This window comes from Streptomyces liliifuscus (genome assembly GCF_016598615.1).
GTDB classification, from domain to species: Bacteria; Actinomycetota; Actinomycetes; order Streptomycetales; family Streptomycetaceae; genus Streptomyces; species Streptomyces liliifuscus.
Genome location: NZ_CP066831.1, coordinates 5020106 through 5045611 on the forward strand (window position 1 = coordinate 5020106; position 25506 = coordinate 5045611).

The window sequence follows — 25506 nt, forward strand, 5'->3', positions numbered from 1 at the left end:
ATTTCGAGGCATGGTCTCCACCCGCGCCACCCACAACATCCTGGTCGCCTCCAACCGCGGCCCGGTCTCGTACACCCTGGACGAGACCGGGGCGCTCACGGCCAAGCGCGGCGGCGGCGGCCTCGTGTCCGGGCTCTCCGCGATCGGCCCGGACGCGGGCGCCCTGTGGGTGTGCTCGGCCCTCGGCGACGGCGACCGCGAGGCCGTACGACGCGGGGTGGGCGAGGACGGCGTACGGATGCTGGACATCGACGCCGACACCCACGAGGCCGCGTACAACGGCATCGCCAACTCCGCGCTGTGGTTCGTCCACCACCTGCTCTACCAGACACCGCTGGAGCCGGTCTTCGACAAGGAGTTCCGGCGCCAGTGGGCGGCGTACGAGACGTACAACCACGCCTTCGCCGAGGCACTGGCCGAGGAGGCCGCGGAGGGCGCTGCCGTCCTCGTGCAGGACTACCACCTGACCCTCGTCCCGCGGATGCTCCGCGAGCTCCGCCCCGACCTGCGGATCGGGCACTTCTCGCACACGCCGTGGGCGCCGCCGGAGTACTTCCGGCTGCTGCCGGACGACATCGCGGCGAAGGTGCTCGGCGGGATCCTCGGGGCGGACCGGGCCGCGTTCCTCACCCAGCGGTGGGCGGACGCGTTCACGGACTGCTGTCACGCCGTCCTGGGTCCCGGGATCCCTTCCGGTACGCGGATCGGGGTGCACGGTCTCGGGGCGGACGCGGACTTCCTGCGCGAGCGCTCGCACCGGCCGGACGTGGACGAGCGGCTGGCGGTACTGCGCGAGCAGATCGGCACGGCTCCTGACGGCAGTGCCCGCAAGGCGATCGTGCGGGTGGACCGGACCGAGCTGTCCAAGAACATCGTGCGCGGGCTGCTGGCGTTCCGGGAGCTGCTGGAGGAGCGGCCGGAGTGGCGCGAGCGGGTGGTGCACGTGGCGTTCGCGTACCCGTCGCGGCAGGACCTGGCGGTCTACCGCGACTACACGGCCGAGGTGCAGCGGGTCGCGGACGGGATCAACTCGCAGTACGGGACGCCCGGTTGGACCCCGGTCCTGCTGAACCTCAAGGACGACTTCGCGCGTTCCCTGGCCTCCTACCGGCTCGCGGACGTGGCCCTCGTCAACCCCATCCGGGACGGTATGAACCTCGTCGCCAAGGAGGTGCCGGTCGTGTCGGACGACGGGTGCGTGCTGGTGCTCTCGCGGGAGGCGGGGGCGTACGAGGAGTTGGGCGAGGATGCGGTTGTGGTGAACCCGTATGACGTTTCGGGGACGGCCCGGGCGTTGCATGAGGCGTTGACCATGCCGGTGGGGGAACGGGCCGAGAGGACCAAGCGGTTGGCTGCGGCTGCCACCGCCTTGCCTCCGGCGCAGTGGTTCTTGGACCAGCTTCACGCGCTGGACTCGTAGGGCTCGCCGGCGCGGGGTTGTTTGGACCGTGCGGGTTCGTTGTGGCTGGTCGCGCAGTTCCCCGCGCCCCTGAAAGCAAAAGATTGCGCCGTTCCCCGCGCCCCTTATCGGGCCAGCTCAGTCGCCAGTGCTGCCAGTAGGCGGACTACCCCCTCCGGGCCGTCCACCACCAGGTCCGCGCGGTCGGAGAGTTCTGTCACCTCGTTGCTGCCGCTGCAGACGAGGAGGCCGTGGATGCCGTCGGAGCGGAGTTTGTCGACGGCGGCGAAGGCGGGGAGGTCGCCGAGGTCGTCGCCGCAGTACATGACCGACTCGGCGCCGACGTCTCGGACGTACTCGCCCAGCGCGACGCCCTTGTCCATGCCGGGCGGGCGCAGTTCCAGGACCATTCTTCCCGGTTCGACGATCAGGCCGTGGCGGGTGGCGAGTTCGGCGAGGGGTTCGCGGAGGGCCTCGAAGGCGGCCTGAGGGTCCTGGGCGCGGCGGGTGTGGACCGCGACCGCCCGGCCCTTCTCCTCGATCCACGTGCCCTGCCAGGCGCCGATGGCGTCGAGGAAGCCGGGGAGTTCGGCGCGGGCCTCGGCCACGCCGGGGTGGGCGGCGGGGGCCTGGACTGTGCCGGTGACGGCGTCCCAGCGTTCCGCCCCGTAGTGGCCGAGCACGACCAGGTGCTCCAGGCCGGGGACTCCGGCGAAGCCGCCGTGGCGTACGGCCACGCCGGCCGGTCGTCCGGTGACGACTGCGACGGAGGCGACCTTCGGGGCTAGTGCCGCCAGGGCGGGTACGGCGTCCGGGTGGGCCCTGGCCTGTTCGGGGTCCGGGACGATCGGGGCGAGGGTGCCGTCGAAGTCGAAGGCGAGGACTGCCCCGGCGGGGCGCGTGATGATGGCTTCGAGGCCGTCTCGGCCCGCCGGGGTCACGGGGGTCGGCATCGACGATGACTCGGGGTGACTGGCCATGCTGCGACCCTATCCGCGGGCACGAAGTCTTTCGCCCCCGCCGCCCCTACCCTCCCCCACTCTCGGCTTCGCTCGAGCGGGGGGACCCCCATCGTCCCTGACTCAGGGGCTACGCCCCCGAACCCCCAAAAAGACCAAAAGACTGCGCAGTTCCCCGCGCCCCCAGGCGCCTGGGGGCGCGGGGAACTGCGCGACAAGCCCCCACCGGACCCGCACCCGAAATCGCAACGGACGGGGTCTGGGGCGGAGCCCCAGAAAGGGACGGGAATGGGTAGGGGCGGCGGGGGCGAGGAAAACCCTCACCCCTCCCTCTCGTCTCGGCGCACATCCCTCACCCGTCGCAGCCGATTGACCGTGACGGGGTCGTGGGCCAGGGCCCGCGGCGCGTCCAGGAGGGCGTTCAGGAGTTGGTAGTAGCGGACGGGGGCCAGCCCCAGTTCCTCCCGTATCGCCCGCTCCTTGGCCCCCGGCGTGGCCCACCCCCGCCGCTCCAAAGCAAGAACGGCAAGCTCCTGGGAGGTCAGCTCCGAGTCATCCATGCCCGGCACGCTAGCCGCTGCCACCGACAGAGCCCCGCCCCGACAGGGGCGCGGGGAACGGCGCAGTCTTTCAGGGGCACGGGGAACGGCGCGACCAGCCCCCACGGACCCGCACCCACCCAGCCGGCGGACAGACCTACGCCGCGTTCTCCTCCGCGGCAGCGGCCCGCTGAAGTTGGCCCAGGATCGCCGCCGGGTTGCCCTTCGGGCCCACGGCCTTGCCTATCTGCTGCTTGATGTCCGCGCTGACGGACGCCCAGGACGTCTTGGCCACGGGATACAACTCGGCGTTGGGCAACTCGTCGAGGAAGCCGACAAGATCCGCGTCGGACTTGTCGGCGGCCATGGCCTCGGACGCCGACGTGGTCACCGGCAGCAGGTCGTACTCGTGCGAGAACTCGAGGACGTTCTTCTCGCTGTAGACGTAGTCGAGGAAGTCCCCGACCTGCTCGGCGTGCCCGGGCTTCTTGAAGGCCATCATCCAGTCGGCGACGCCCATCGTCGCCTTGGACCGCCCGTCGACCCCGGGCATCGGCACCATGCCGAACTTCACGCCCTTCGCCGCGGCGGCCTGCATCAGCGTGGGGTGGCCGTTCAGCATTCCGACCTCACCGCGAGTGAACGCCGCAAACGCCTCCGCACGGTTGAGATTCGCGGGCGCGACGGGTCCGGTGAGTCCCTTCTCGACCAGTTTCTCCTTGAGCCAGGTGAAGGTCTCGACGTTCTGCTTGGAGTCGATGCCGTACGACCCGACCGTGTCGGTGTAGCCGTCGCCGCCGCTCAGCAGCCACATCATCGTCTCGGCCTGCGCCTCCTCGGGGCCCAGCGGCAGCGCGTACGGATACTTCACGCCACGCGACTTGAGGACCTCGGCGTCGGACGCGAGCTGGCTCCAGGTCTGCGGCGGGGTGAGGCCCGCGTCGCTGAAGAGCTTCTTGTTGTAGAAGAGCAGCCGCGTCGAGGAGGCGAACGGCATGCCGTACTGCGTCCGGTCTATCTCGCCGGCCTCGGTGAGCCGGCCCACGAAGTCGGCCTGGGTGTTGATGGAGAGCAGGTCATCGGCCTTGTAGAGCTGCCCCTTCGCGGCGTAGTCGGCGTACGCGCCGATCTGTGCCATGTCGGGTGCGTCACCGTCGGCGACCATGTCCTTGACCTTGGCGTCCACCTCGTTCCAGGAGTAGACGCTCACCTCGACCTTGATCCCGGGGTTCTTCGCCTCGTACGCCTTGGTCAGCGCGTCCCAGTACTTCTGGGAGCTGTTGGCCTTGGAGTCGCCGTAGTCGGCCGCGACCAGTCGCAGCGTGACGTCCCCGGATTCGGTGGAACCGCCGCAGCCGCCGAGGGCCGCCGTCATGCCCAGCGCGGACACCACCGCGATCAGACCTGTCACTCGCCGCTGCACCGCTGCCGCCCCAACCTTCTCGTCCCGCACTGCCGATTCACACTGCCGATTCACACTGCCGGTTCACCCGGCCCGCCCGCACGGCTCGTTCACACGTGCGATCGCATGCTTTCGATTCGCAATTTCGCTCTAAGGTCTACACCACGTGAGTGGACTAGACCTCTCACGGGGTAAGGGGCGACACTGTACCCGTGAGACATGTCATCGCCCTGGACGTGGGCGGCACCGGGATGAAGGCCGCCCTCGTGGGGGCGGTCGACGCCGCGCCCTCCGGAGGGACACCCCCCGTGCTGCACCGGGCCCGCCGCGCGACGGGCCGCGAGCACGGTCCGGACTCCGTCGTCGAGTCGATCCTCGCCTTCGCCGCCGACCTGCGCGCGCACGGCGAGCGCCACTTCGGCGAGCCCGCGGCCGCCGTCGGCGTCGCCGTGCCCGGCATCGTGGACGCCGACCGCGGCATCGCCGCGTACTCGGCCAACCTCGGCTGGCGCGACGTACCCCTGCGGGATCTGCTCAGCGCACGGCTGGACGGGATCCCGGTCGCCCTCGGCCACGACGTACGCACCGGTGGCCTCGCGGAGGGCCGCATCGGTGCGGGCCAGGGCGCGGACCGCTTCCTGTTCGTGCCGCTCGGCACCGGTATCGCGGGCGCGATCGGCATCGACGGCCGGGTGGAGGCGGGCGCGCACGGCTTCGCGGGCGAGATCGGCCACATCGTCGTACGCCCCGGCGGCACCCCCTGCCCGTGCGGCCAGCGCGGCTGTCTGGAACGGTTCGCGTCCGCCGCGGCGGTCAGCGAGGCCTGGGCCGAGGCGTCCGGCGACCCGGAGGCGGACGCGGCGGACTGCGCGAAGGCCGTCGAGTCCGGGGACCCCCGGGCCCTGGTGGTCTGGCAGGAGGCCGTGGACGCGCTGGCCGACGGGCTCGTCACCGCACTCACCCTGCTGGACCCACGCACCCTGATCATCGGTGGCGGTCTCGCCGAAGCGGGGGAAACCTTGTTCACACCGCTACGAGCCGCGGTCGAGCGACGCGTCACCTTCCAGAAACTCCCTTCCATCGTCCCCGCGGCACTGGGCGACACGGCCGGCTGCCTGGGCGCGGGCCTCCTGGCCTGGGACCTGCTGAGCACCCTTTCCGCTTCCACCCCCGCTTCGGAGGTAACCACCCGATGACCATGAACCGGGTTCACGACAGCGCCCCGCAAGGGGCGCGGGGAACTGCGCGACCAGCCCCCACCGACCCGCACGTAGTGGTCCTCTCCGGTGCCAACGTCGTACTCCCCACCGGGACGGTGAACGGCGGCCGCGTCATCGTCGAGGGCACGCGCATCGCCGGGAGCGCTCCCGTGGGCGCTCCGACGGTGAACCTGCGAAACCACTGGGTGGTCCCGGGCTTCGTCGACATGCACAACCACGGCGGCGGCGGAGCCTCCTTCACCTCGGGCACGGTCGAGGAGATCCTCAAGGGCATCCACACCCACCGCCTGCACGGCACGACGACCCTCGTCGCCTCCACCGTCACCGGCGACATGGACGGCCTCGCCCAGCGCGCCGGGCTCCTCTCCGAACTGGCCGAGCAGGGCGACCTCGCGGGCATCCACTTCGAGGGCCCGTTCATCTCCCCGTGCCGCAAGGGCGCCCACTCCGAGGAGCTGCTGCGCGATCCGGACCCGGCGGAGGTCCGCAAGCTGATCGACGCGGCGCGCGGCCGGGCCAGCATGGTCACGCTCGCCACCGAACTGCCGGGCGGCATCGACTCCGTACGCCTCCTCGCCGAGCACGGCGTCATCGCGGCGATCGGCCACACGGACGCCACGTACGAGCAGACGGTGGAGGCCATCGACGCGGGCGCGACCGTGGCGACGCACCTCTTCAACGCGATGCCCACGCTCGGGCACCGCTCCCCCGGTCCGATCGCCGCCCTCCTGGAGGACGAGCGGATCACGGTCGAGCTGATCAACGACGGTGTCCATCTCCACCCGGCCTCCCTCCAGTTGGCGTTCCATCACGCGGGCGGCGACCGAGTGGCGTTCATCACGGACGCGATGGACGCGGCGGGCTTCGGCGACGGCCGGTACATGCTCGGCCCGCTGGAGGTCGAGGTCAGCGAGGGTGTGGCGCGGCTCGTGGAGGGCGGTTCGATCGCGGGCTCCACGCTCACGCTGGACCGGGCCTTCAAGCGGGCGGTGACCGTGGACCGGCTGCCGATCGAGGACGTCGTCTCGGCCATCGCGGCCAATCCGGCCAGGTCACTGGGTCTGTACGACCGGGTGGGCTCACTGGAGCCGGGCAAGGACGCGGACCTGGTGGTGCTGGACGCCGACTTCGAACTCAAGGGCGTGATGCGCCGGGGCGAATGGGTGGTGGATCCCCAACTGGGGTGATTCACACACCTGTTGCTGTACGGCGGTCGGCCCCCGGGACTGGGCCGACCGCCGTTCCCTTTGGCATGATCAGGCCTCCGGAACAACCGGCAGGCGCGTTCCACGCGTCCACTTCACGAATCTCTTCGAGGGAGGCCGGCCCAGGTGATCCTCACGGTCACGCTGAACACCGCTCTCGACATCACCTATCGCGTACGGGGGCTGCGACCGCACACCTCGCACCGCGTCACCGAGGTGATCGAACGGCCGGGCGGGAAGGGTCTGAACGTGGCCCGGGTGCTCGCCGCCCTCGGTCACGAGGTGACCGTGACGGGCTTCGTGGGCGGTGCGACCGGGCGGGCCGTCCAGGACGGGCTCACGCACACCCCGGGTGTCGTGGACGCGCTGGTCCCGGTGGCGGGTGCGACCCGTCGCACGATCGCGGTGGCCGACACGGCGAGCGGTGACACGACTCAACTCAACGAGCCGGGCCCCTCGATCGCCCCGGCCGAGTGGTCCGCCTTCCAGGAGGCGTACGAGGATCTGCTGCGGTCCGCTTCCGCGGTGGCCCTGTGCGGGAGTCTGCCGCCCGGGGTGCCGGTGGGGGCGTACGCCGGGCTCGTGCGCGTGGCCCGGTCGCTCGCCGTGCCCGTGCTGCTCGACACGAGTGGGGAGCCGCTTCGGCGGGGGGTCGCCGCGCGGCCCGACATCGTCAAGCCGAACGCGGACGAATTGGCCGAGCTGACCGGGGCGCATGAGGTGTCGCAGGCGACCCGTGATGCTCGGCGGCGTGGTGCCCATGCGGTCGTTGCCTCGCTGGGCGCGGAGGGGCTTCTCGCGCGTACGCCCGACGGTGACTGGCGGGCCGCTCCGCCTCGCCGGGTGCGCGGCAATCCGACGGGGGCGGGGGACTCCGTCGTCGCGGGGCTTCTGTCGGGGCTGGTGGAGCGGTTGCCGTGGCCGGAGCGGTTGGCTCGTGCGGTGGCGTTGTCGGCGGCGACCGTGTTGGCGCCGGTGGCCGGGGAGTTCGACCGGCCGGCTTATGAGGAGTTGGTGGGGCGGGTGTCTGTGACTGGCGAGACCGCGGCGGCGTGAGCGCTCCGCTCGGCCGTGGGATGTTCGGCTGCGGGGCGGTGGGGGCTGGTCGCGCGGTTCCCCGCGCCCCTAAAAGCCAAAGACTGCGCCGTTCCCCGCGCCCCTTGAGAGGCAGAGTGTCGGCTGCCGGCCGGTGGGGGCTCGTCGCGCAGTTCCCCGCGCCCCCGAGGGCTGCGCCCCTTGCGGGGCGCTAGTCCTTGACCTGGCCCGCCTTCAGGCGTAGTTGGTCCAGGAGGACGTTGCAGTCGTCGCCCTGTTGGCAGGAGATGGAGATGGTGTTGGTGCCCTTGGTGAGGGTGGGCCAGGAGTAGGTCTCGGTCCAGCCCTTCTCCCACTCGTTGTCCTTGGCGCCCGTGAAGTTGCCGAGGTTCAGCTTGCTGCCGAACTCCTTGCCGTTCACGGTGAGCGTCATCTTGGCGTCCTTGCCGGCGACGCTGTACCGCGTGAAGACGGTGTAGGTGCCGGCCTTGGGGATGCCGTTGACGGTCCAGGTGACCTCCGCGCCGACCTGGTTCATGCCCGTCACATAGATGCCGCCGCCGGAGCTCGCGCCCTCCACGTCGGAGGCGGTCGTCACACCGGGGCCCAGCTTCAGGGCCTTCGCGTCGATCTCCGGCAGCTCCGCCGGGTCCGCGGCCGGCTTCGACGCCTCCTTGCTCGGCTCGACGCTGTCGGCGGCCGACGGGGTCGAGCCCGCCGCATCGCCGCCCTTGTCGTCGTCCGAGTCGCCGCCGAGCATCGCGATGCCGATGCCGATCACGACGGCCGCCACGACGGCGACGGCACCGATCAGCAGACCCTTGGTGTTGGGACCGCGGCCCCGACCGCCGCCACCACCGTGGCCATGGCCGTGGTCGGGCAGCGGCTGGTAGGTGGTGGGCTCGCCGCCGTTGAAGGCCTCGGGCGCCGAGTAGTTCGCGTTCGGCTGGCCGTACGTCCCCTGCTGCTGGGGCACCTGTCCGTACTGCGCGGTGGGGGCGGTCGGCGCGGCGGGCTGGCCGTACTGGCGCTCACCGACCGGCCGCACCCTGTTGACCGAGCCGGGGTAGCCATAGCCACCACCGCCGCTCGGCGGCTGGGCTCCGGCGGCCTGCCCGTCGGCGTACAGATAGCCGAACGGGTCGTCGTCCTCGGGCGTGCTCGCGCCGTTGTTGCCGGGCGTCATCCCTAGGTCTCCTAGCGGGTGCGGTTCAGATGCGGTACGGGGGATCGAAAGGCGAGCCTACCCGCTCCCGCTGCCCCAAACGGGTGACTCCGCTCGCATCGCATCGCTGACCTGCGGATCAGCCCGCACGCCTGTGCGCTTTGGGACGAGACCGTTTCTCTATGTACATCCGCTCGTCGGCGGACTGCAAGACCTCGTCCGCCGTCATGCCGCAGTGTGCCCACCCGATACCGAAGCTGGCACCGACCCGCATGGCCCGGCCGTCGACCCTGATGGGCTGGATGATCTCGTTCCGCAGGCGTACCGCGAGGTCCTGCGCGTCGGCGCGGCCGAGGCCGTCGGCGAGCACCACGAACTCGTCGCCGCCGAGCCGCGCGACCGTGTCCCCGTCGCGCACCGCGCCGCCGAGCCGCCGGGCCACCTCGATCAGCACCGCGTCTCCGGCGTTGTGCCCGAAGCGGTCGTTGATCGACTTGAAGCCGTCCAGGTCGCAGAAGAGGACCGCGAGCCCCTTCGTCCCGTCGTCCCGCTCGCCCTCCGGGGCGACGGTGTGCACATGGTGGTCGTAGGCGTCGAAGGCCTCGGGGCCCGGCCGGTAGTCGAAGCCGTGTCCGTTCGCGTCGTACACGCCGACCGCGGTGTGCTCGGCCGGCCCGTGCCCGTACGCCGCGTCGATCGTGTCGACCACGCCGGGCTCGATCGCCGCGGGCCGCGCGCACAGCCGGGCGCCGAGCCTGGAGCGCAGTTCGGCGGAGTTGGGCAGGCCGGTGAGCGAGTCGTGCGAGGCCCGGTGGGCGAGCTGCAACTCGCGGCGCTTGCGGTCCTCGATGTCCTCGACGTGGGTGAGCAGGAACCGCGGCCCGTCGGCGGCGTCCGCGACCACGCTGTTGCGCAGCGACACCCAGAGGTACGTGCCGTCGCGGCGACAGAGTCTGAGTTCGGCGCGCCCGCCCTCGGCGGAGGTCCGCAGCAGGGTGCCGATGTCCTCGGGGTGGACGAGGTCGGAGAAGGAGTAGCGGCGCATCGAGGAGGCGGGACGGCCCAGGAGGCGGCACAGGGCGTCGTTCGTGCGCAGGATCCGGCCGTGCTGGTCGCCGCCCATCTCGGCGATGGCCATGCCGGACGGGGCGTACTCGAAGGCCTGCCGGAAGCTCTCCTCGCTGGCACGCAGCGCCTGTTGCTCCCGCTCCAGGCGGACGAGCGCGCGCTGCATATTGGCTCGTAGACGCGCGTTGCTGATGGCGATGGCGGCCTGGAACGCGTACATCTGCAGGGCCTCGCGGCCCCAGGCGCCGGGGTGCCGGCCGTTGCGCGGCCGGTCCACGGACAGGACGCCGATCAGCTCGCCGCAGGAGCCGCCGGGGACTCCCGGGGTGTACATGGGCGCGAAGAGGCGGTCGGCGGGGTGCCACTCGTCCTCGAAGCGCGGTGCGGGTCCGTCGGTGTACCACTGCGGGACGTCGTCCTCGTCGAGGACCCAGCCCTCCGTGTGCGGTATGAAGCGCAGATCGCCCCACGACTCGCCCATGGTGAGCCGGCGCTCCCAGGAGGCGCGGGAGCCGACGCGTCCGGTGATGAGCGCCTCGGCGGCGGAGTTCCCGGCGAGGGCGGCGACCACGAGGTCACCGTCGGGCTGTACGAGGTTGACGCAGGCGAGTTCGTAGCCGAGGCCGGTCACGACGCCGTCGGCGACGGTCTGCAGCGTGTCGGCCAGGCTGCGGGCCGTGTTCATGTCCGCCATGACCTGATGCAGCTGCCGCAGGGTCGCAAGACGGACGTACGGCTCCGACTCGGTCTCCATGCTCGCTCTCCCCGAGACGCTCGACAGCAACTCCAGAGTTATCCAGGCTTCTCGTCGGTACTCATCGCCTACTGATCGCCTACTGGTCACTCACCGGCCTCTTGCCGGCCGGTCCCACTGATCGCCTACTGCTCGCAGCGTCCCCGCCACTGAATCACAGCGCGCTGCCCACTCGGTACACAGGGTCAACAAAATATGGCACCTGTGACTCAAGTCACAGGTGAAGATGAACAATTGAGTAGAGTTTCTGTGTTTTCGCCGTGCGTTTACTGAACGCAAATTGGTGGGAGATGTGCGCGCGCCTGATAGGAGGCACAAGTCACACTCCTTCCTCGGTCCTAGGACCCGGTTCGGCCCCTGGCCCGATGTGTCGCACGGAGGCCGGAGAATAGCGTCTTCCCGTGCTGAACACTCCCTCTGCCGCTCCTCCCGCCCCGCCCGTGCATGCTGAGGGGGTGAGCAACGACGAGTTCCGCGCCGCCATGTCCCGGCTGGCCGCGGGTGTGGTCCTGGTGACCGCGCACGAGCCACAGCCGGACCCGGACGGCCCGAGCGGCGAGGACGTCGGCATGACGGCGACCTCGTTCATGTCCGTGTCCCTGGACCCGCCCCTCGTCATGGTCGGTCTGCGCGAGGGCTCCCGCATGGACGACCTGCTCGACGAACAGCCCCTGTGGGCCGTCTCCGTCCTCGCCGAGAGCCAGCGCCGGATCGCGGGCCGCTTCGCCATGAAGGGCCGTATCTCCGACCGTCTCCTCTTCGAGGACCTCCTGTGGGTACGCGGTGAGGCGTCCGGGGCCCCGCTGATCGGCGGCGCCCTGGCGACCCTGGAGTGCCGCACCGAACAGCGGGTGACCGCCGGGGACCACACGCTGGTCATCGGCCGGGTCCTGACGTCCTCGGCACCGAACACGGAGGGCGGACCGCTGACGTACTTCCGCGGCCGCTACCGGCAGTTGGGGTAGGCCTCACCCCTCCAGGAAGGTGACGTCGAGCCCGGCCAGTCGCTCCGGCTCCCGGACGATGTCGATCGCCGCGATCCGGCCGTGTACGACTGTGAAGGACAACACGCTGACCAGGCGTCCCTCCATGAGTCCCACGACGCCGACGGACCCGTTGACGAGCGCGGGCCGCCCGACCGCGGCGAGCCGTCCGAACGTGATCGCGCCGGATGCCACGGCCGCCGCGCCGGTCGTCACACCGGCCCCGGACCGTGCCACCACATCCGGGTCGAGCACCGCGACGAGACCGTCGAAGTCACCGTCGCGCGCGGCGGCCAGGAACGCGTCCACGACCTCCCGCTGCCGGTCGGGATCGGCATCGGCCGCGGACGCGCCGCCCTGGACCCGGCGCCGCGCCCGGCTCGCGAGCTGACGGGTCGCGGCGGGCGAACGCCCCACCACGGTCGCGACCTCGTCGAAGGGCACGGCGAACAGATCGTGCAGCACTAAGGCGAGCCGCTCGGCCGGACCCAGGGTCTCCAGGACGACGAGGAGGGCGAGGCCCACCGAGTCGGCCAGCAGGGCCTCCTGCTCGGGGTCGGCCCCGGTGATCGGTGCGAGGAGGGGTTCCGGCAGCCGCACGCCCGGCTCGTCCAGTGGCTCCTCGCGGCGCGTCCGGCGGGAGCGCAGCATGTCGAGACAGATCCGGCCCACCGCGGTCGTCAGCCAGCCGCCGAGGTTCGCGACCTCGCTGGTGTCCGACCGGCTGAGCCTGAGCCAGGCCTCCTGAACGGCGTCGTCGGCCTCGGCGGGCGAACCGAGCATTCGGTGGGCTACTGCCCGCAGACGGGCACGGTGTGTTTCGAACCGCAGGGCGAGAATTTCGGTGCCGACGGCACTCCCGGGGCCGTTCCGGCCGCCGTCCTCGCCGCCGTTCCCGTGCTCGTTCCTTTTGCCTTGCGGCCAGTCTTCCGACTTTCCTTCAGCCTTTTCTTCCGGCGTCAGGAATTCGTCCCCGCTCATGCGCCGCGTCTCCTCTGCCACTGCTGTTTCCGCGCTCTTCCGCGGCCCGTCGATGAGTTGACGGGCCGCGGAGGGCGGATGTGACAGAGGACGCGGGTGCCGGGATCCGGGACGCGGCGGACCCTCAGGTCCAGTCGCGCCCGGAGCGCCCCCGCTTCATGTCCCCGCGCTGCTTCTTCTCGCGCAGCCGGCGCTCGTTGATCCCGCGAGGGATGCGGGTGGCACGGCGGGCCCGCGGCGGCGGGGCGGTGGCCTCGGCGAGCAGCGAGGCGAGCCGGACGGCCGCGGTCTCGCGGTTGCGCCACTGGGAGCGGTGCTCGGAGGACCGCACGCTGACGACGCCGTCGACGAGCCGCCCGGCCAGCTTGGCGAGGGCACGCTCCTTCCACACCGGCGGCAGCGCCTCCGTCTTCGCCAGGTCGAAGCGCAGTTCGACCTGGGAGTCGGAGGTGTTGACGTGTTGCCCGCCCGGCCCGGAGGACCGCGAGAAACGCCACATGAGCTCGGCCTCGGGCAGCGAGACGGAGCCACGGATGACGTAGGGACCGGACATGCCCCCATGGTCCCTTGTCTGTCCGGTCCACGTCACCCGTTTTTCGGCGCGGCGACCGCGCTCCGGGACGAGTAGGTAAAGAAAGTAAAGAGGTGCGGAACCCTGGGGACCCCCTTCGGCGTTCATAGGGGTGCCGGTAGCTTCGTCCCGTACGAAGCCCGACGCGCAGGACCGCACGACCCGTACGTACGTCAAACGAGGGAAGGACTCCCAACAATGGCTGTAAGCCTGTCCAAGGGTGGCAACGTCTCGCTCACCAAGGAGGCTCCGGGCCTGACCGCCGTCACCGTGGGCCTCGGCTGGGACGTCCGCACCACCACGGGAACCGACTTCGACCTGGATGCCTCGGCCATCGCGGTCAACCCCCAGGGGAAGGTCTACTCGGACGGACACTTCGTCTTCTTCAACAACAAGCAGACCCCGGACCAGACCATCGTCCACACCGGCGACAACCGCTCGGGCGAAGGCGAGGGCGACGACGAGGCGATCAACGTCAACCTGGCCGGCCTCCCCGCCGACATCGACAAGATCGTCTTCCCGGTCTCCATCTACGACGCGGAGACCCGCTCGCAGAACTTCGGCCAGGTCCGCAACGCGTACATCCGCATCGTGAACCAGGCCGGCGGCACCGAGATCGCCCGCTACGACCTCTCGGAGGACGCGGCCACCGAGACGGCCATGGTCTTCGGCGAGCTGTACCGCAACGGCGCGGAGTGGAAGTTCCGCGCGGTGGGCCAGGGCTACGCGTCCGGCCTGACGGGCATCGCCCAGGACTTCGGCGTCAACGTCTGACAGCCGAACCCCGCCTGAACGGCACCGAAGGAGCCCCCGATCCGGCACACCCGGACCGGGGGCTCCTCCGCGTCCGCACACCCCGCCCGGGCGCCCCGGCCCGGCTAACCTGCCGCGAGTGATCATCGAACCCCTCGCCCTGACGCCGGACCACGACCTCCCCGGCCCCCTCCTCACCGAACTGACCGCGCTCTACGCGTCGAACCACGAGTTCTACGCCCTCAGCGGCGACTTCCCGGACCCCCACGACATCCGCCCGGAGCAAGTGGCGGCAGCCCTGGCCGACGAACTGACGAACCCGGACGTGGACGTCTTACTGGCCCGCAGCGCCGGCCGGCTCGTCGCCGTGGCGATCACCCTCGCCCACCACCCCGACCCGGCCGACCCGGACCCCTGGATCGGCCTGCTGCTGGTGGACGCGGAACAGCAGGGCAAGGGATACGGCAGACAGCTGGCGGCCCACATCGAGGACCGCTTCCGCGAGACGGGCCAGGACGCCGTCCGCCTGGCCGCCCTGGACAACAACCCCGCGGCCCTCTCCTTCTGGACAGCCATCGGCTACGAGACCATCGGCCACCGCAAGGACCGCCAACTGGGCCGCCCCTGCGCGGTACTGCGCAAGATCCTGCGCTAGCGAGCCCGCGGACTTCCTCGCCCCTGGGCTCCCCGACTCCCTCGAACGATGTAGCCGAAGCTCGTTCACGCGGCCGACGACCCGCTGACCTCGGCGTTCCTACGATGAGACGTGTCCAGTCCGGGCCTGCGTCCAGGCAACCGGTGCATCGGAGCGTCTCCGGGAAGCGAGTCCACCAGTGAGTCCTGCCTCCAAGAACATGGCCGAAGGGGCCGCGACCCTTCTCGCCGGCCTGGCCCTGAAACTGTTCGCCGACGGAGTGGAGATCTCGTTCGTCTCCCTCACCAAGGCCGGGGTGGTCATGATGGTCATCGGTGCGGTCCAGACACTCTTCGGCCTGTTCCAGGCGACACGGACGAGCAGCGCAAGGGGCTGACCCTGCCTCAGGGCCGGTCCGGCCTGCCTTCCCCGTAGAGCCAGTCGGCCCAGATCCGGGAGAAGTCCTCGCCCGGTGCCTTCTTCTCCACGTACGCCGTGAAGTCGTCCGTGTCCGCGTTGCCGTGACGACGAGAGGCGGCCCAGCCCTGGACGATGTCGTAGAAGGTGTCGTCTCCGACCTTCTGGCGGATCTTGTGGAGCACCATCCCGCCCCGCTCGTAGACGGGACTGTCGGAGATACGAGCCGCGCTCGGGGGCTTCGCGGGTGGAAAGGCCCAGACGGCGTCGTTGTCCTCGCGGCTGTCGAAGTAGTCGCCCTCATACAGGGCATCGAAGACGTCCTGGGCCGAGTCACCGCCGTGATCCTCCGCCCACAGCCACTCGGCGTACGTCGCGAAGCCCTCGTTCAGCCACATGTCCCGCCACGTCTTCGGGGTGACGGAGTTCCCGTACCACTGGTGGGCCAGCTCATGCACGAGCAGCTCGACACTCGGGGCACCGGGAAAAACGGGCCGGTTCTGCGTCTCCAGCGCATACCCCGCGTCGTCCTCCCGCTCGACGATCGCCCCCACGGACGAGAACGGGTACGGCCCGAAATTCAGCTCGCCCCACTCCACAACCTCGGGAATGCGCCCGAGCACCTCGCGACTCGCCTTGGCCTCTCCGGGATCCACGGCCACATACACCGGCAGCCCGTGCGGCCCCTTCGACCGGCGCACCTCGTACTCCCCCACGGCAACCGTCGCCACGTACGACGCCATCGGCTCCCCCACGTGCCAGGCGAACGAAGTCCGCCCCCGCTTCGTCACCTCACTCCGCAACTCCCCGTTGGACACGGCCTTCACCCCCTCGGGCACGGTGACGGTGATGTCATAGGTCGCCTTGTCGCTCGGATGGTGACTGCCGGGAAACCAGGCCATGGACCCGGTCGGCTCCCCCAACCCGAGGGCCCCGTCCTCCGTCCGCAGCCAGCCCTCCTCCGAACCGTCCGGGTCGGTGATCGTCTCCGGCGAACCGGAGTAACGGACAACCGTGGTGAACACGGACCCCTCATCGAGATCGTCACGCGGCCGGACGACCAACTCCTGCCCCCCACTGCGGTTGAAGCGCGCGGCCTTCCCGCCCACCTCCACCGACTCGACCTTCATCCCCTTGAGATCGAGGTCGAACGCACTCAGATCCTGCTCCGCCCGAGCCGTGATCTCCGCCTTCCCCGTCAGCCGACGCGCCTTCGGCTCGTAATCAAGGATCAGGCCGTAGTGCGTGACGTCGTACCCCCCGTTCCCGGCCTTGGGAAAGTACGGATCCCGCACCCCGGGCGCACCCGCACTCCCCCGCACTCCCCCGTCACAGCCGACGAGAGCGAGCACGAGCAGAACGGCGACGGTCGCTGGACCAACGGGCACAGATCGGGGCACGACGGTGATCCTAAGACGACGTGACACCATCACCCACGTGCTCGACATCGGCTACGCCCTCTCCGCCCGGTTCCCGGACCCCCCGCAGACCGACTACCGCCGCGCGGACGTCCACGCCCTGCGCCACGACCTCTTCTGCGGGGACGTCTATCTCGCGGACACGAAGGCGGACCGCGAGCTGTCCACAGGCTGGGGATGGGTGCCCGTACTCGACTTCGCGTGGGCCCTGTGCGACATCGTCGAGCAACTCGACAAGGACCCTCTCGGCAGCCGCGCCTCCCGCCCCCAGCGTGCCGAACTCGACTTCACCGAGTCCACCGACCGCATGCTCTTCGAGCGCCGCTTCGGCTGGGTCGACATCGAGTCCGACTGGATGCCCGGCGACGAGCCCCCGCTCACCTTCTCCCACACCGAACTCCGCCGCGAGGCCCGCGACTTCCTCCACGACCTCCTGGCCGACCTCACCGACCTCCACGAGGCGCTCCGCGAAAACCCTGCGATCTGGAGCCTCGAGGCGCGCTTCCCCAGATTGCCGTAACCCTCAGCGTGCCACCCCTGGGGGCTCCGCCCCCAGACCCCCAATCGGCCTGAACGGCCTCGTCCTCAAACGCCGGACGGGCTGAGTGTGCGAGGCCACACCCGAAGCCGCCGGACGGACTCACAACGCAAGCCCCCACCCGCCCCCGGGGACGGGAACGCGCCCGCACTCGTAGCCGCGCCGCCGCCGAAGCCACAAACACACCCGCAGGCGCGATCGCACGGGAGCGGGCCGTGCCGGTGCGTCGAAGTCCGCCGCATACGGCTCCTCCGGTGGGCGGAACTGTCGATGACCGCGGTCGTACACCCGGCAAGCGGCGGGCTCGACGTACCGGCGCGGCCCGCGCCCCACCCCCAACGCCAGGCACCAAGCGACCCAGGCACGGTCAACCGTCCAACCCCACCACCCGAACCCCCATCTCCGCCGCGAACACCCCCGCCAGGTCCATCAACTGAGCCGGACTGATCACGGCCCCCGCCAGCCGCTCGACCCCCCGCGTGAACGACACCTCGGCCGCCCGCCGCAGATCCACGTCCACGAGCGTCGCCCCGCTGAGGTCCGCCCCCTTCAGCACGCAGTCCACGAACTCCACCCGCTCCAGCCGAGCACGCCCGAAGTCCGGCTCGACGAGCACACACCCCTCGAACACGACATCCCTGAGCCGGGCCTCCCGCAGATTCAGGTAGTCGATCTTCCCCCCACGCACGACGACCCGCTCCAGCACGGCCCCGTGCCACTGCACCCCACCCAGCCGGGCATCGACAACCTCCACGTCCCGGAAGGTCGAAGACCCAAGATCCGTACCCACCCCCCGGATCCCGGTCAGCACGGAATCCAGCACCCGCGCCCCGTGCAGCCGAGTCTCATCCACCGCGCACCCCATCAGCGCGCAGTCCATGAACCGCGCACCCCCGCCGTCCTGCCCCACGAAGTCGACGTCGCTGAACCGCAGCCCGTCATAGTCCCCGTCGGGCTCCAGCTCCCCACCCCCAAAAGCCTCAAGCGGCGGCAACCGCACCTCGGGCCGCCGAGCCGCCTTGACCCCCACCTTCGCCACGACCCCCACCTTCGCCACGTTCCTCACCATGCCCCCCATCCTGCACCCACCCACTGACAGCCCACCCGACCAGCCAAAACACCCCCCGATGTCACATTCCGACGCCCCCGAGGAGTCATAGGGACAGAGAAAACACCCACCGGACCCCAGGCACCCGAACCACAGCCCCGGCCCAGAGGAGACCCAAGCCAATGCACAACACGCACCGCACACACCGCACACACCGCATCACCGTCGTCGGCGGCGGCTTCGCCGGCCTCACCGCGGCCATCACCGCCGCGGAAGCAGGCGCCAAGGTCACCGTGTACGAGGCCCACCACACCCTCGGCGGCCGAGCCCGCACCAGCGAGGGCCCGTACAAGACGAACGAGGGCCCCCACGCCCTCTACAAGGGCGGCCCCCACTGGACCTGGCTCAGCCAACGCGACCTGATCGGCGAACTCGCCCCGCTCCCACCCCTGGAGGCCGCCCGACTCCGCCTGCGCCACAAGGGCGTCCTCCGCCGCACCCCACCGTTCGCGATGCTCAAACTCCTGCGCCGCACGGCCGAACGCGCCCCCGTGGACCAGGATTTCAAGACCTGGGCCACGAAGATCGCAGGCGAGGAGGGCGCGACCGCGGCGGCCCACTACTCCGCCGTCGCCGTCTTCCACCACGACCCGGGCGCCCTCTCCGCCGCGTTCGTGCAGGAACGCCTGCGCCGAGCGACAAAGTTGCCCCCCGAGGCGCACTACCCGCGCGGCGGCTGGGCGAGCGTGATCGACAGGATGGCGGCCCGGGCCTGGAACCTCGGCGTACGAGTGGAGACGCTGGCCCGAGTCGGCGAACTCCCGGGCGACCACGGCCCGGTCGTCGTCGCCACCTCCCTCGACGCCGCCCGCACCCTGCTCAAGGACAGCTCCCTGACCTGGACGAGCGGCCGCACGGCCCTGATCGACCTGGCGCTCCGTACCCGCAGGGGCGACGCGTTCGCCGTCTCCGACCTCGACGCACCGGGCTGGATCGAGCGGTTCACGGCCCAGGACCGGACGCTCGCCCCGGCGGGCGAACAGCTCCTCCAGGGCCAGATCCCGATCGCACCGCACGAGTCCCGCGCGGACGGCATCGCCCGCGCCGAGGAACTCCTGGACCTGGCCTTCCCGGCCTGGCGCGACCGCGTGACGTACCGCCGCGAGGCGCTCGCGAACGGCCGCACCGGCGCGGTGGACCTGCCCGGTACGAGCTGGCGCGACCGCCCCCGCATCGACCGGGGCAACGACGTCTACCTGGCGGGCGACCAGGTCGCGGCGCCGGGCGTGCTCTCCGAGGTGTCGTTCAACAGCGCGCTGGAGGCGGTGTCGCTGGCGCTGGGCACGCGAACCAGGTCGGGCCTTGACCTGAAGCACGCTTGAGGTTGAAAGCTGATGACAACGCACCGCGCTCCAGCTCCAACCTCAACCCCAGCCCCATCCCAGGCCCCAGCAAAGCCGAGAGCCCCACCCCGCACCAAGCCATTCCGCCCCGCCCGCCCGAGGAGCCCCATGCAAGCCATCCGCCTCCACACCTTCGGCCCGGCCGAGAACCTCACGTACGAGCGAACGGACGCCCCCCGCCCCGCCCCCGGCCAGGTCCGCATCCAGGTCGCCGCCGCGGGCGTACACCTCCTGGACACGGCGATCCGGGCGGGCATCAAGGGCCCGCTCCCGGAGTTGCCCAGGCTGCCGACGATCCCCGGCCGCGAGGTCGCCGGCACGGTCGAGTCCCTCGGCGAGGGAGTCGCCGCCCTCTGGCTGGGCAAGCGCGTGGTGGCCCACCTGGGCTTCAACCCGGGCGGCTACGCCGAACTGGCCGTCACGGACGTGGACCGGCTCCACGAGATCCCCGCGAACCTGGACTTCGCAGCGGCCGTCGCGATGATCGGCACGGGCCGTACGACGATGGGGATCCTCCAGTTCGCCGACCTCACCGCCGACTCCGTGGCCGTGATCCCGGCCGCGGCGGGCGGCATCGGCACCCTCCTCGTGCAGTACGCGAAGCACGCGGGCGCCACCGTGATCGGCCTGGCGGGAGGCCCCGAGAAGGTGGCACGGGTCGAGAAGAACGGCGCGGACCTGGCCGTCGACTACAGGGACCCGAACTGGCCGGACCAGGTGAGGCGGTTCCTCGGCGACCGCCCGGCCACGATCGTCCTGGACGGCGTGGGCGGCGACACGGCCCGCAAGTCGGTCGCACTGCTCGCCACCCCGGGCACGGCCACGGCCCCGCACACCCTCACCGGCAAGCACCTGGTCTTCGGCTGGTCGGGGGCCGGCCTGCACGACGGCACCCCGTACCTCGTCGAGGGAGTGTCCGAATCGGTCCTCGGCCCCGTGATGACACAGAGGACAGGCGGCCCCAACCCCATCCGCACCCTGGAGCTCCGCGCCCTCGCCGAGGCCGCCGAGGGCCGCCTCACCCCGGCCGTCCAGCGTTTCCCGCTCTCGCAGGCGGCAGCCGCACACCGGGCCCTGGAATCCCGGGACACCATCGGCAAGGTGGTCCTGGAACCGTGACCCCGCCCAGCCCTCGCCCCTCAACGTCGAGCGCCCAGCCCCAGCTCCGCGAGCGGCCCGTCCGTGAGCCGGTACACCGTCCACTCGTCCTGTGGCCGGGCCCCCAATGCCTCGTAGAAGTCGATGGACGGCTTGTTCCAGTTGAGGACGGACCACTCCAGCCGCTCGTACCCCCGCTCCACACAGATCCGCGCCAGCTCCCCGAGCAGCGCCTTCCCGTACCCACCGCCCCGCGCCTGCGGCCGTACGTACAGGTCCTCCAGGTAGATCCCGTGCACACCGCGCCAGGTCGAGAAGTTCAGGAACCACAGCGCGAACCCGACCGGCTCGCCGTCCGCCGACTCCGCGATGTGCGCGAACGCGGCCGGCCGCTCCCCGAAGAGCGCCTCGCGCAACTGCTCCTCGGTGGCTCCGGCCTCCTCCAACGCCTTCTCGTACTCGGCCAGTTCACGGACCATGGAGTGGATCACGGGCACATCTGCGGGAGTCGCCGTACGAATCATGCGGGCAGGCTACGACAGCGCCGCCGCCGGCCAGAGCCGATATTCCGGCGGTCGGCCGGAGCCAACACCCAAGCCCCCCGGGCCCGGCCGACTCCAAAGCCCAAGGCCCAAGCAGCCCCCCACCGCCTCACCGCCTCACCGCCCGAGCAACTCCCGTGCGATGGCAACCTGCTCGTCGTCCAGCCCCTCCCCCTCCTCCACCTGCCACAACGAGTTCTGCAGTACCCGCCCGAGCGTCCAGGCCCGGGCCCGCTCCCGGTCCAGGCCCAGCGTCTCCGTCAGCAGGTCGAAGCGGCGCGTCAGCTGCCCCTCCTCGCAGCGGTTCCAGAGGGCGGGCAGCAGCTCGAAGCCCGGGTCTCCCGCCAACGGCTTGGGGTCGATGACGAGCCACGGTTCGCGCTCGGCCGCCAGGACGTTCTCGAAGTGCAGATCCCAGTGCAGCAGCCGGTCCCCGGGCTCGTCCGCGACCTCGCGCAGAGCCGCCGCACAGTCCTTCAGCAGCCGCCGGTCGCCCTCGTCGCCCTTCCCCTCAAGGGACGCAAGGACGGCCGGCAACCGCTCGAACATCCCCGCGACGACGCCGTCCAGCCGCCGCAGTCCCTCCGGCGCCGGCACGGCCGAGAGCCGGGCCAGCAGCTCCGCGAGGATCGTGGTGGCCTTCATCACGTCCGGCACGGCATCCAACGGCCGCCCCTCGTCGAGCCGTTCGAGCAGCAGGGTGCCCGTCTCCGCGTCCTCGTCCAGCAGCCGTACGACGCCGTCGCCGCCCCAGGTCCGCAGGGCGAGCCCCTCGCCCACGGTCTCTTCGTCCACGTCCTGGAGCTTCAGCGCGGCCCGTGTGCCGTCCCCGAGCACCACTGGCAGCACGACCGAGACCTGCCCGCTCATGGGCGTCCCCTCCTGCCGCAGCCCCCATCGCTCCAGGAACTCATCGCCCCGCTCCAGCAGCCGTGCGTACCGAACCATGACCATCACCTCACGCAACCATGGAATCCGAAGGAGACACCCGCCACCCGGAGAAGCTAACGTCCCGCGCATGAGCAGCACGGAGAACGCGGACCGCGCGACCGACACGGCCCGCGCGGCGCACGCGCCCCGCACCGCCGACGCGCCCCGCACCGTCGTCAACGGCGGCATATCGTTCTGGTACGCGCAGGACGGCCTCCCCGCGCCCCGTGAGCCCCTCCCGGGGGACGCGAGTGCCGATGTGGTGATCGTGGGCGGCGGCTACACGGGCCTGTGGACCGCGTACTACCTGAAGAAGGCCGCGCCCTTCCTGCGGATCACGGTCCTGGAGCAGCGGTTCTGCGGCTACGGGGCGTCCGGCCGCAACGGCGGCTGGCTCTACAACGGCATCGCGGGCCGCGACCGGTACGCGCGCCTGCACGGCCACGAGGCCGCCGTACGCCTCCAGGAGGCCATGAACGCCACGGTCGCCGAGGTCGTGCGGGTCACCGAGGAAGAGCACATCGACGCGGACGTCCACCGCGGCGGCGTACTCGAAGTCGCCTACACCCCGGCCCAGTTGGCCCGACTGAAGGCCTTCCACGAGACGGAGCTCTCGTACGGGGAGAAGGACCGCGAGCTGTACGGCGCGCGCGAGACCGCCGAGCGGATCCGGGTCGCGGACGCGGTGGGCTCGACCTGGACCCCGCACGGCGCCCGGCTGCACCCCGTCAAGCTGCTCAAGGGCCTGGCTGCGGCCGTCGAGGCGCTCGGCGTCACGATCCACGAGTCGACACCCGTCACCGAGATCAGACCGAAGCACGCCGTCACGCCGTACGGCACGGTCCGCGCCCCCTACGTCCTGCGCTGCACGGAGGGCTTCACAGCCTCCCTGAAGGGCCAGCGGCGGACCTGGCTCCCCATGAACTCCTCGATGATCGCCACCGAGCCGCTGACCGCCGAGCAGTGGGAGTCCGTCGGCTGGGAGGGCCGCGAGACCCTCGGTGACATGGCGCACGCGTACATGTACGCCCAGCGCACGGCCGACGGCCGCATCGCGCTGGGCGGCCGCGGAGTCCCGTACCGCTTCGGTTCGCGGACGGACAACGACGGCCGTACGCAGGCGTCGACGGTCCGCGCCCTGCGGGAGATCCTCGTCCGGTTCTTCCCCCAGCTCTCGTCCGTCGCCGTGGCGCACGCCTGGTCGGGTGTCCTCGGTGTCCCGCGCGACTGGTGCGCCACGGTCACCCTCGACCGCTCCACGGGCCTCGGCTGGGCCGGCGGCTATGTGGGCTCCGGTGTCGCCACCGCCAACCTCGCCGCCCGCACCCTCCGGGACCTGATCCAGAGGGATTCCGGCCAATCGGGGGCGACCGACCTCATCACCCTCCCCTGGGTCGAACACAAGGTCCGCAAGTGGGAACCGGAGCCTTTCCGCTGGCTCGGGGTACACGGCATGTACGCGACGTATCGAGCCGCCGACCGCCGCGAACTCACCACCCATGCCGCACAGTCGTCCCGGATCGCGCGTATCGCCGACCGGGTCGCGGGCCGCTGATCCGCCCAGAGACAGGGAGTACCCCCATGAGCACCGCAGTCATGGACACCGTCCGTTACTCCTCCGACGGTCAGCTCCTCGACATCCATCGCGCCGCCGCCACGGACGCCCCGACGGTTCTGCTCTGGCACGGGCGCGGCCCGGCCGAGCGGGACGTCCTGGGCGCCCTGGCCGCGGAGGTGGCCCGCCTCGGCGCCACCGTCATAGTCCCCGACTGGCACCCGGACGCCCCCGACGGCGGCCGCCCCCACCTGGAGGCGTCCCTCCGCTTCACCTGGGACTTCGTACGGGACCCGTCGGAGGTCGTCCTCGTCGGCTGGTCGCTCGGCGGCCGGGCCGCGATGGCGACGGCCCTGCGTCCCGACCCGCCGGAGGGCTGGCGTCCGGCCGCCGTGGTCGGCATCTCCGCCCGCTACAACCAGCCCGAGCCGCTGCTGGGCCTGCCCTCCCCGATGGCCGTCTGTGCCTCCGCCCCGCCGCTGCCCATCCATCTGGTGCACGGCACGGCGGACCGGGTCTGCGACTTCGCCAACGCCCACGAGTTCCAGGCCGTCCTGGCCGCCTGTGGCCGTCCCGCGCCCCTCACGGTGCTCACCACGGACCACTCGGGCGCGGTCATGGCCGAATACGCCTCCGAACTCGGCCGCTGTCGCCCCGCACACTCCGGAAGCGCCCACCGCGAGGGCCTGCGCACGGCCCGCGTCATCGCGGAGGCGGCGGGGCTGCGTACGCGGGAGGACCACGTCAGCGGGTGACCCATACCCCTTGGAGCATCGGCAGCACGGTCGCGGTCGCCCGGATCGTCCTGTCGCGGTAAAAGATGCCCCGCCGCGCAGCCTCCCGACGAACCGGAATGCGCTCCCGCACAGAGGTGGTCACGGCAGTGCTCACGGGCACCCCGATGACGACGGACCACCACTGACCCCTCCGGTCACGCTCGCCCCGCTCGTGCCAGATTTCCCCCTCCTTAACGGAGGAGGGGCCTCTGGAAGCGGAACGAGGCAACCCCGCGTGCCACCATCAACCTCCTGAACGGCATGGACCACTTGGGTTCCCGAATGGGGGGCGAATGCCTCAGCAGGTACTCACAGACACCGTGCGCGTGGCGATCCACGCACCCGACGCCATCGTCCGGGCGGGACTGCTCAGCTATCTCCACAACGACCGCCGCATCCGCGAGGTCCCACCGGACAGGATCCGCGAAGCGGACGTCATCGTGGTCACCGTGGACGTCGCCGACACCTCCACCCTCGACCTGCTGCGCGGCCTGTGCGACAGACCGGACGCACGGTTCGCCGTGGTGGTGGGCAAGGAGTGGCACGCCGACGTCTCGGCCGCGGTCGACCGCGGGGTCCGCGCCGTGCTCTGGCGCGACTCCTTCAGCCAGGCGGCCTTCATCCGGACCCTGCACACCATCGCGGACGGCGGCGGAAGCCTTCCGCCCACCCTCCAGGGCACCCTGATGGAACAGGTCCGCTGGGCCCAACGCGAACTCCTCGCCCCCCGAGGCCTCACGGCATCCGGCATCAGCCCCCGCGAGGTGGACGTGCTGCGCCTGGTGGCCGAAGGCAAGGAACTCGCCGAAATAGCGACGAAGCTCTCCTACTCGGAACGCACCGTCAAATACATCCTCTACGGCGTGATGAAGCGCCTACAACTACGAAACCGCGCCCACGCGGTCTCCTACGCAATCCGGTCCGGCATCATCTGACCCACCACGGACCCGTCCCCACAAGCTGGAGCCCCCTGTCGGATTCGAACCGACGACCTACGCATTACAAGTGCGTTGCTCTGGCCATCTGAGCTAAGGAGGCGGGGCCCGCGCACGGGCGGGCCGGGTGCGTGCACGCATGCACGCCCGAGCAGTGTACCCACGTCACAGCGGGCCC

The 25506-nt window shown here is 71.0% G+C and carries 25 protein-coding genes and 1 tRNA gene; 14 read left to right on the forward strand and 12 right to left on the reverse strand.

What is annotated here, in order from left to right; genetic code table 11:
• The first annotated feature begins 10 nt into the window (after positions 1-10).
• Positions 11-1420, forward strand: coding sequence for an alpha,alpha-trehalose-phosphate synthase (UDP-forming) (locus tag JEQ17_RS21195; RefSeq protein WP_200396700.1), 1410 nt, complete (start codon positions 11-13; stop codon positions 1418-1420).
• A 104-nt stretch (positions 1421-1524) separates the two neighbouring features.
• Here the strand turns inward: JEQ17_RS21195 and otsB are convergent, their stop codons facing one another.
• The 3 genes from otsB to JEQ17_RS21210 form a co-directional block, all read right to left on the reverse strand.
• Positions 1525-2379 carry a trehalose-phosphatase gene (gene otsB / locus JEQ17_RS21200; protein WP_200396701.1) on the reverse strand — a complete coding sequence of 285 codons (855 nt, stop codon included), beginning with the start codon at positions 2377-2379 and terminating at the stop codon, positions 1525-1527.
• A 299-nt stretch (positions 2380-2678) separates the two neighbouring features.
• Positions 2679-2918 (reverse strand): DUF3263 domain-containing protein, encoded by a 240-nt coding sequence (locus JEQ17_RS21205; RefSeq protein WP_200396702.1) that lies wholly within the window; start codon positions 2916-2918, stop codon positions 2679-2681.
• Positions 2919-3054: 136 nt separating this feature from the next.
• Positions 3055-4320: an ABC transporter substrate-binding protein gene (locus JEQ17_RS21210; protein ID WP_456115131.1), complete on the reverse strand. Its 1266-nt coding sequence runs from the start codon at positions 4318-4320 to the stop codon at positions 3055-3057.
• 191 nt (positions 4321-4511) lie between these two features.
• Between JEQ17_RS21210 and JEQ17_RS21215 the strand changes: the two genes are divergently transcribed.
• The 3 genes from JEQ17_RS21215 (at position 4512) to JEQ17_RS21225 (ending at position 7780) form a co-directional block, all read left to right on the forward strand.
• Positions 4512-5495 (forward strand): ROK family protein, encoded by a 984-nt coding sequence (locus tag JEQ17_RS21215; protein ID WP_200396703.1) that lies wholly within the window; start codon positions 4512-4514, stop codon positions 5493-5495.
• Positions 5492-6706, forward strand: a complete 1215-nt coding sequence (nagA, locus tag JEQ17_RS21220) for an N-acetylglucosamine-6-phosphate deacetylase (protein ID WP_234048299.1) — start codon at positions 5492-5494, stop codon at positions 6704-6706. The genes JEQ17_RS21215 and nagA overlap by 4 nt, the downstream gene beginning before the upstream one ends.
• Before the next feature lie 144 nt (positions 6707-6850).
• On the forward strand, positions 6851-7780 hold the full coding sequence (locus tag JEQ17_RS21225; protein ID WP_200396704.1) for a 1-phosphofructokinase family hexose kinase: 930 nt from the start codon (positions 6851-6853) through the stop codon (positions 7778-7780).
• Between the two features lie 190 nt (positions 7781-7970).
• Here JEQ17_RS21225 and JEQ17_RS21230 read toward each other — a convergent pair whose 3' ends face one another.
• A complete protein-coding gene (locus tag JEQ17_RS21230) occupies positions 7971-8945 on the reverse strand; it encodes a carbohydrate-binding protein (RefSeq protein ID WP_200396705.1) in 975 nt (324 codons plus the stop codon).
• Positions 8946-9063: 118 nt separating this feature from the next.
• Positions 9064-10746, reverse strand: a complete 1683-nt coding sequence (gene cdgB / locus JEQ17_RS21235; RefSeq protein WP_200396706.1) for a diguanylate cyclase CdgB — start codon at positions 10744-10746, stop codon at positions 9064-9066.
• 401 nt (positions 10747-11147) lie between these two features.
• Between cdgB and JEQ17_RS21240 the strand changes: the two genes are divergently transcribed.
• The gene (locus tag JEQ17_RS21240) at positions 11148-11711 is read left to right on the forward strand and encodes a flavin reductase family protein (protein ID WP_200396707.1); all 564 of its coding nucleotides are present in this window, start codon (positions 11148-11150) and stop codon (positions 11709-11711) included.
• A 3-nt stretch (positions 11712-11714) separates the two neighbouring features.
• On the opposite strand, the gene JEQ17_RS21245 is transcribed toward JEQ17_RS21240, so the two are convergent.
• Entirely contained in the window at positions 11715-12710 is a 996-nt protein-coding gene (locus tag JEQ17_RS21245; protein WP_200396708.1) for a sigma-70 family RNA polymerase sigma factor, read from the reverse strand.
• Between the two features lie 124 nt (positions 12711-12834).
• Positions 12835-13263, reverse strand: a complete 429-nt coding sequence (arfB, locus tag JEQ17_RS21250) for an alternative ribosome rescue aminoacyl-tRNA hydrolase ArfB (RefSeq protein WP_055617568.1) — start codon at positions 13261-13263, stop codon at positions 12835-12837.
• Positions 13264-13479: 216 nt separating this feature from the next.
• Between arfB and JEQ17_RS21255 the strand changes: the two genes are divergently transcribed.
• The 3 genes from JEQ17_RS21255 to JEQ17_RS21265 all read left to right on the forward strand — a co-directional run bounded on the left by JEQ17_RS21255 (position 13480) and on the right by JEQ17_RS21265 (position 15065).
• Positions 13480-14055 (forward strand): TerD family protein, encoded by a 576-nt coding sequence (locus JEQ17_RS21255; protein WP_143639602.1) that lies wholly within the window; start codon positions 13480-13482, stop codon positions 14053-14055.
• A 118-nt stretch (positions 14056-14173) separates the two neighbouring features.
• Positions 14174-14689 (forward strand): GNAT family N-acetyltransferase, encoded by a 516-nt coding sequence (locus JEQ17_RS21260; RefSeq protein ID WP_200396709.1) that lies wholly within the window; start codon positions 14174-14176, stop codon positions 14687-14689.
• 178 nt (positions 14690-14867) lie between these two features.
• A complete protein-coding gene (locus JEQ17_RS21265; RefSeq protein ID WP_200396710.1) occupies positions 14868-15065 on the forward strand; it encodes a DUF5708 family protein in 198 nt (65 codons plus the stop codon).
• Positions 15066-15072: 7 nt separating this feature from the next.
• On the opposite strand, the gene JEQ17_RS21270 is transcribed toward JEQ17_RS21265, so the two are convergent.
• Positions 15073-16485, reverse strand: a complete 1413-nt coding sequence (locus JEQ17_RS21270) for a M1 family metallopeptidase (protein WP_234048300.1) — start codon at positions 16483-16485, stop codon at positions 15073-15075.
• A 37-nt stretch (positions 16486-16522) separates the two neighbouring features.
• Between JEQ17_RS21270 and JEQ17_RS21275 the strand changes: the two genes are divergently transcribed.
• Positions 16523-17023, forward strand: a complete 501-nt coding sequence (locus tag JEQ17_RS21275) for a hypothetical protein (protein WP_200396712.1) — start codon at positions 16523-16525, stop codon at positions 17021-17023.
• Positions 17024-17408: 385 nt separating this feature from the next.
• On the opposite strand, the gene JEQ17_RS21280 is transcribed toward JEQ17_RS21275, so the two are convergent.
• Positions 17409-18110, reverse strand: a complete 702-nt coding sequence (locus JEQ17_RS21280) for a pentapeptide repeat-containing protein (protein WP_234048301.1) — start codon at positions 18108-18110, stop codon at positions 17409-17411.
• Between the two features lie 161 nt (positions 18111-18271).
• Here JEQ17_RS21280 and JEQ17_RS21285 point away from each other — a divergent pair, with 161 nt between their 5' ends.
• Positions 18272-19471, forward strand: a complete 1200-nt coding sequence (locus JEQ17_RS21285) for an NAD(P)-binding protein (protein WP_200396714.1) — start codon at positions 18272-18274, stop codon at positions 19469-19471.
• A 129-nt stretch (positions 19472-19600) separates the two neighbouring features.
• Positions 19601-20611, forward strand: a complete 1011-nt coding sequence (locus JEQ17_RS21290; RefSeq protein ID WP_200396715.1) for a zinc-binding dehydrogenase — start codon at positions 19601-19603, stop codon at positions 20609-20611.
• A 20-nt stretch (positions 20612-20631) separates the two neighbouring features.
• Here the strand turns inward: JEQ17_RS21290 and JEQ17_RS21295 are convergent, their stop codons facing one another.
• Complete coding sequence (locus tag JEQ17_RS21295) at positions 20632-21114, reverse strand: GNAT family N-acetyltransferase (RefSeq protein WP_200396716.1); 483 nt, start codon at positions 21112-21114, stop codon at positions 20632-20634.
• Positions 21115-21249: 135 nt separating this feature from the next.
• Positions 21250-22080, reverse strand: a complete 831-nt coding sequence (locus JEQ17_RS21300) for an aminoglycoside phosphotransferase family protein (RefSeq protein WP_234048302.1) — start codon at positions 22078-22080, stop codon at positions 21250-21252.
• 70 nt (positions 22081-22150) lie between these two features.
• On the opposite strand from JEQ17_RS21300, the gene JEQ17_RS21305 reads away from it, so the two are divergent.
• The 3 genes from JEQ17_RS21305 (at position 22151) to JEQ17_RS21315 (ending at position 25328) form a co-directional block, all read left to right on the forward strand.
• A complete protein-coding gene (locus JEQ17_RS21305; protein ID WP_200396718.1) occupies positions 22151-23617 on the forward strand; it encodes an NAD(P)/FAD-dependent oxidoreductase in 1467 nt (488 codons plus the stop codon).
• 26 nt (positions 23618-23643) lie between these two features.
• Positions 23644-24372 (forward strand): alpha/beta hydrolase, encoded by a 729-nt coding sequence (locus tag JEQ17_RS21310; protein ID WP_200396719.1) that lies wholly within the window; start codon positions 23644-23646, stop codon positions 24370-24372.
• 314 nt (positions 24373-24686) lie between these two features.
• Complete coding sequence (locus tag JEQ17_RS21315; RefSeq protein ID WP_200396720.1) at positions 24687-25328, forward strand: helix-turn-helix transcriptional regulator; 642 nt, start codon at positions 24687-24689, stop codon at positions 25326-25328.
• A 26-nt stretch (positions 25329-25354) separates the two neighbouring features.
• Here the strand turns inward: JEQ17_RS21315 and JEQ17_RS21320 are convergent.
• Positions 25355-25431, reverse strand: a tRNA-Thr gene (locus JEQ17_RS21320).
• Positions 25432-25506 lie beyond the last annotated feature (75 nt).

Bases quoted from the DNA above. Each gene is read 5' to 3' on its own strand.
- JEQ17_RS21195 (WP_200396700.1), top strand. From the start codon at position 11: ATGGTCTCCACCCGCGCCACCCACAACATCCTGGTCGCCTCCAACCGC.
- otsB (WP_200396701.1), bottom strand. From the start codon at position 2,379: ATGGCCAGTCACCCCGAGTCATCGTCGATGCCGACCCCCGTGACCCCG.
- JEQ17_RS21205 (WP_200396702.1), bottom strand. From the start codon at position 2,918: ATGGATGACTCGGAGCTGACCTCCCAGGAGCTTGCCGTTCTTGCTTTG.
- nagA (WP_234048299.1), top strand. From the start codon at position 5,492: ATGACCATGAACCGGGTTCACGACAGCGCCCCGCAAGGGGCGCGGGGA.
- JEQ17_RS21230 (WP_200396705.1), bottom strand. From the start codon at position 8,945: ATGACGCCCGGCAACAACGGCGCGAGCACGCCCGAGGACGACGACCCG.
- cdgB (WP_200396706.1), bottom strand. From the start codon at position 10,746: ATGGAGACCGAGTCGGAGCCGTACGTCCGTCTTGCGACCCTGCGGCAG.
- JEQ17_RS21245 (WP_200396708.1), bottom strand. From the start codon at position 12,710: ATGAGCGGGGACGAATTCCTGACGCCGGAAGAAAAGGCTGAAGGAAAG.
- arfB (WP_055617568.1), bottom strand. From the start codon at position 13,263: ATGTCCGGTCCCTACGTCATCCGTGGCTCCGTCTCGCTGCCCGAGGCC.
- JEQ17_RS21255 (WP_143639602.1), top strand. From the start codon at position 13,480: ATGGCTGTAAGCCTGTCCAAGGGTGGCAACGTCTCGCTCACCAAGGAG.
- JEQ17_RS21280 (WP_234048301.1), bottom strand. From the start codon at position 18,110: ATGGTGAGGAACGTGGCGAAGGTGGGGGTCGTGGCGAAGGTGGGGGTC.
- JEQ17_RS21285 (WP_200396714.1), top strand. From the start codon at position 18,272: ATGCACAACACGCACCGCACACACCGCACACACCGCATCACCGTCGTC.
- JEQ17_RS21290 (WP_200396715.1), top strand. From the start codon at position 19,601: ATGCAAGCCATCCGCCTCCACACCTTCGGCCCGGCCGAGAACCTCACG.
- JEQ17_RS21295 (WP_200396716.1), bottom strand. From the start codon at position 21,114: ATGATTCGTACGGCGACTCCCGCAGATGTGCCCGTGATCCACTCCATG.
- JEQ17_RS21300 (WP_234048302.1), bottom strand. From the start codon at position 22,080: ATGGTTCGGTACGCACGGCTGCTGGAGCGGGGCGATGAGTTCCTGGAG.
- JEQ17_RS21305 (WP_200396718.1), top strand. From the start codon at position 22,151: ATGAGCAGCACGGAGAACGCGGACCGCGCGACCGACACGGCCCGCGCG.
- JEQ17_RS21310 (WP_200396719.1), top strand. From the start codon at position 23,644: ATGAGCACCGCAGTCATGGACACCGTCCGTTACTCCTCCGACGGTCAG.
- JEQ17_RS21315 (WP_200396720.1), top strand. From the start codon at position 24,687: ATGCCTCAGCAGGTACTCACAGACACCGTGCGCGTGGCGATCCACGCA.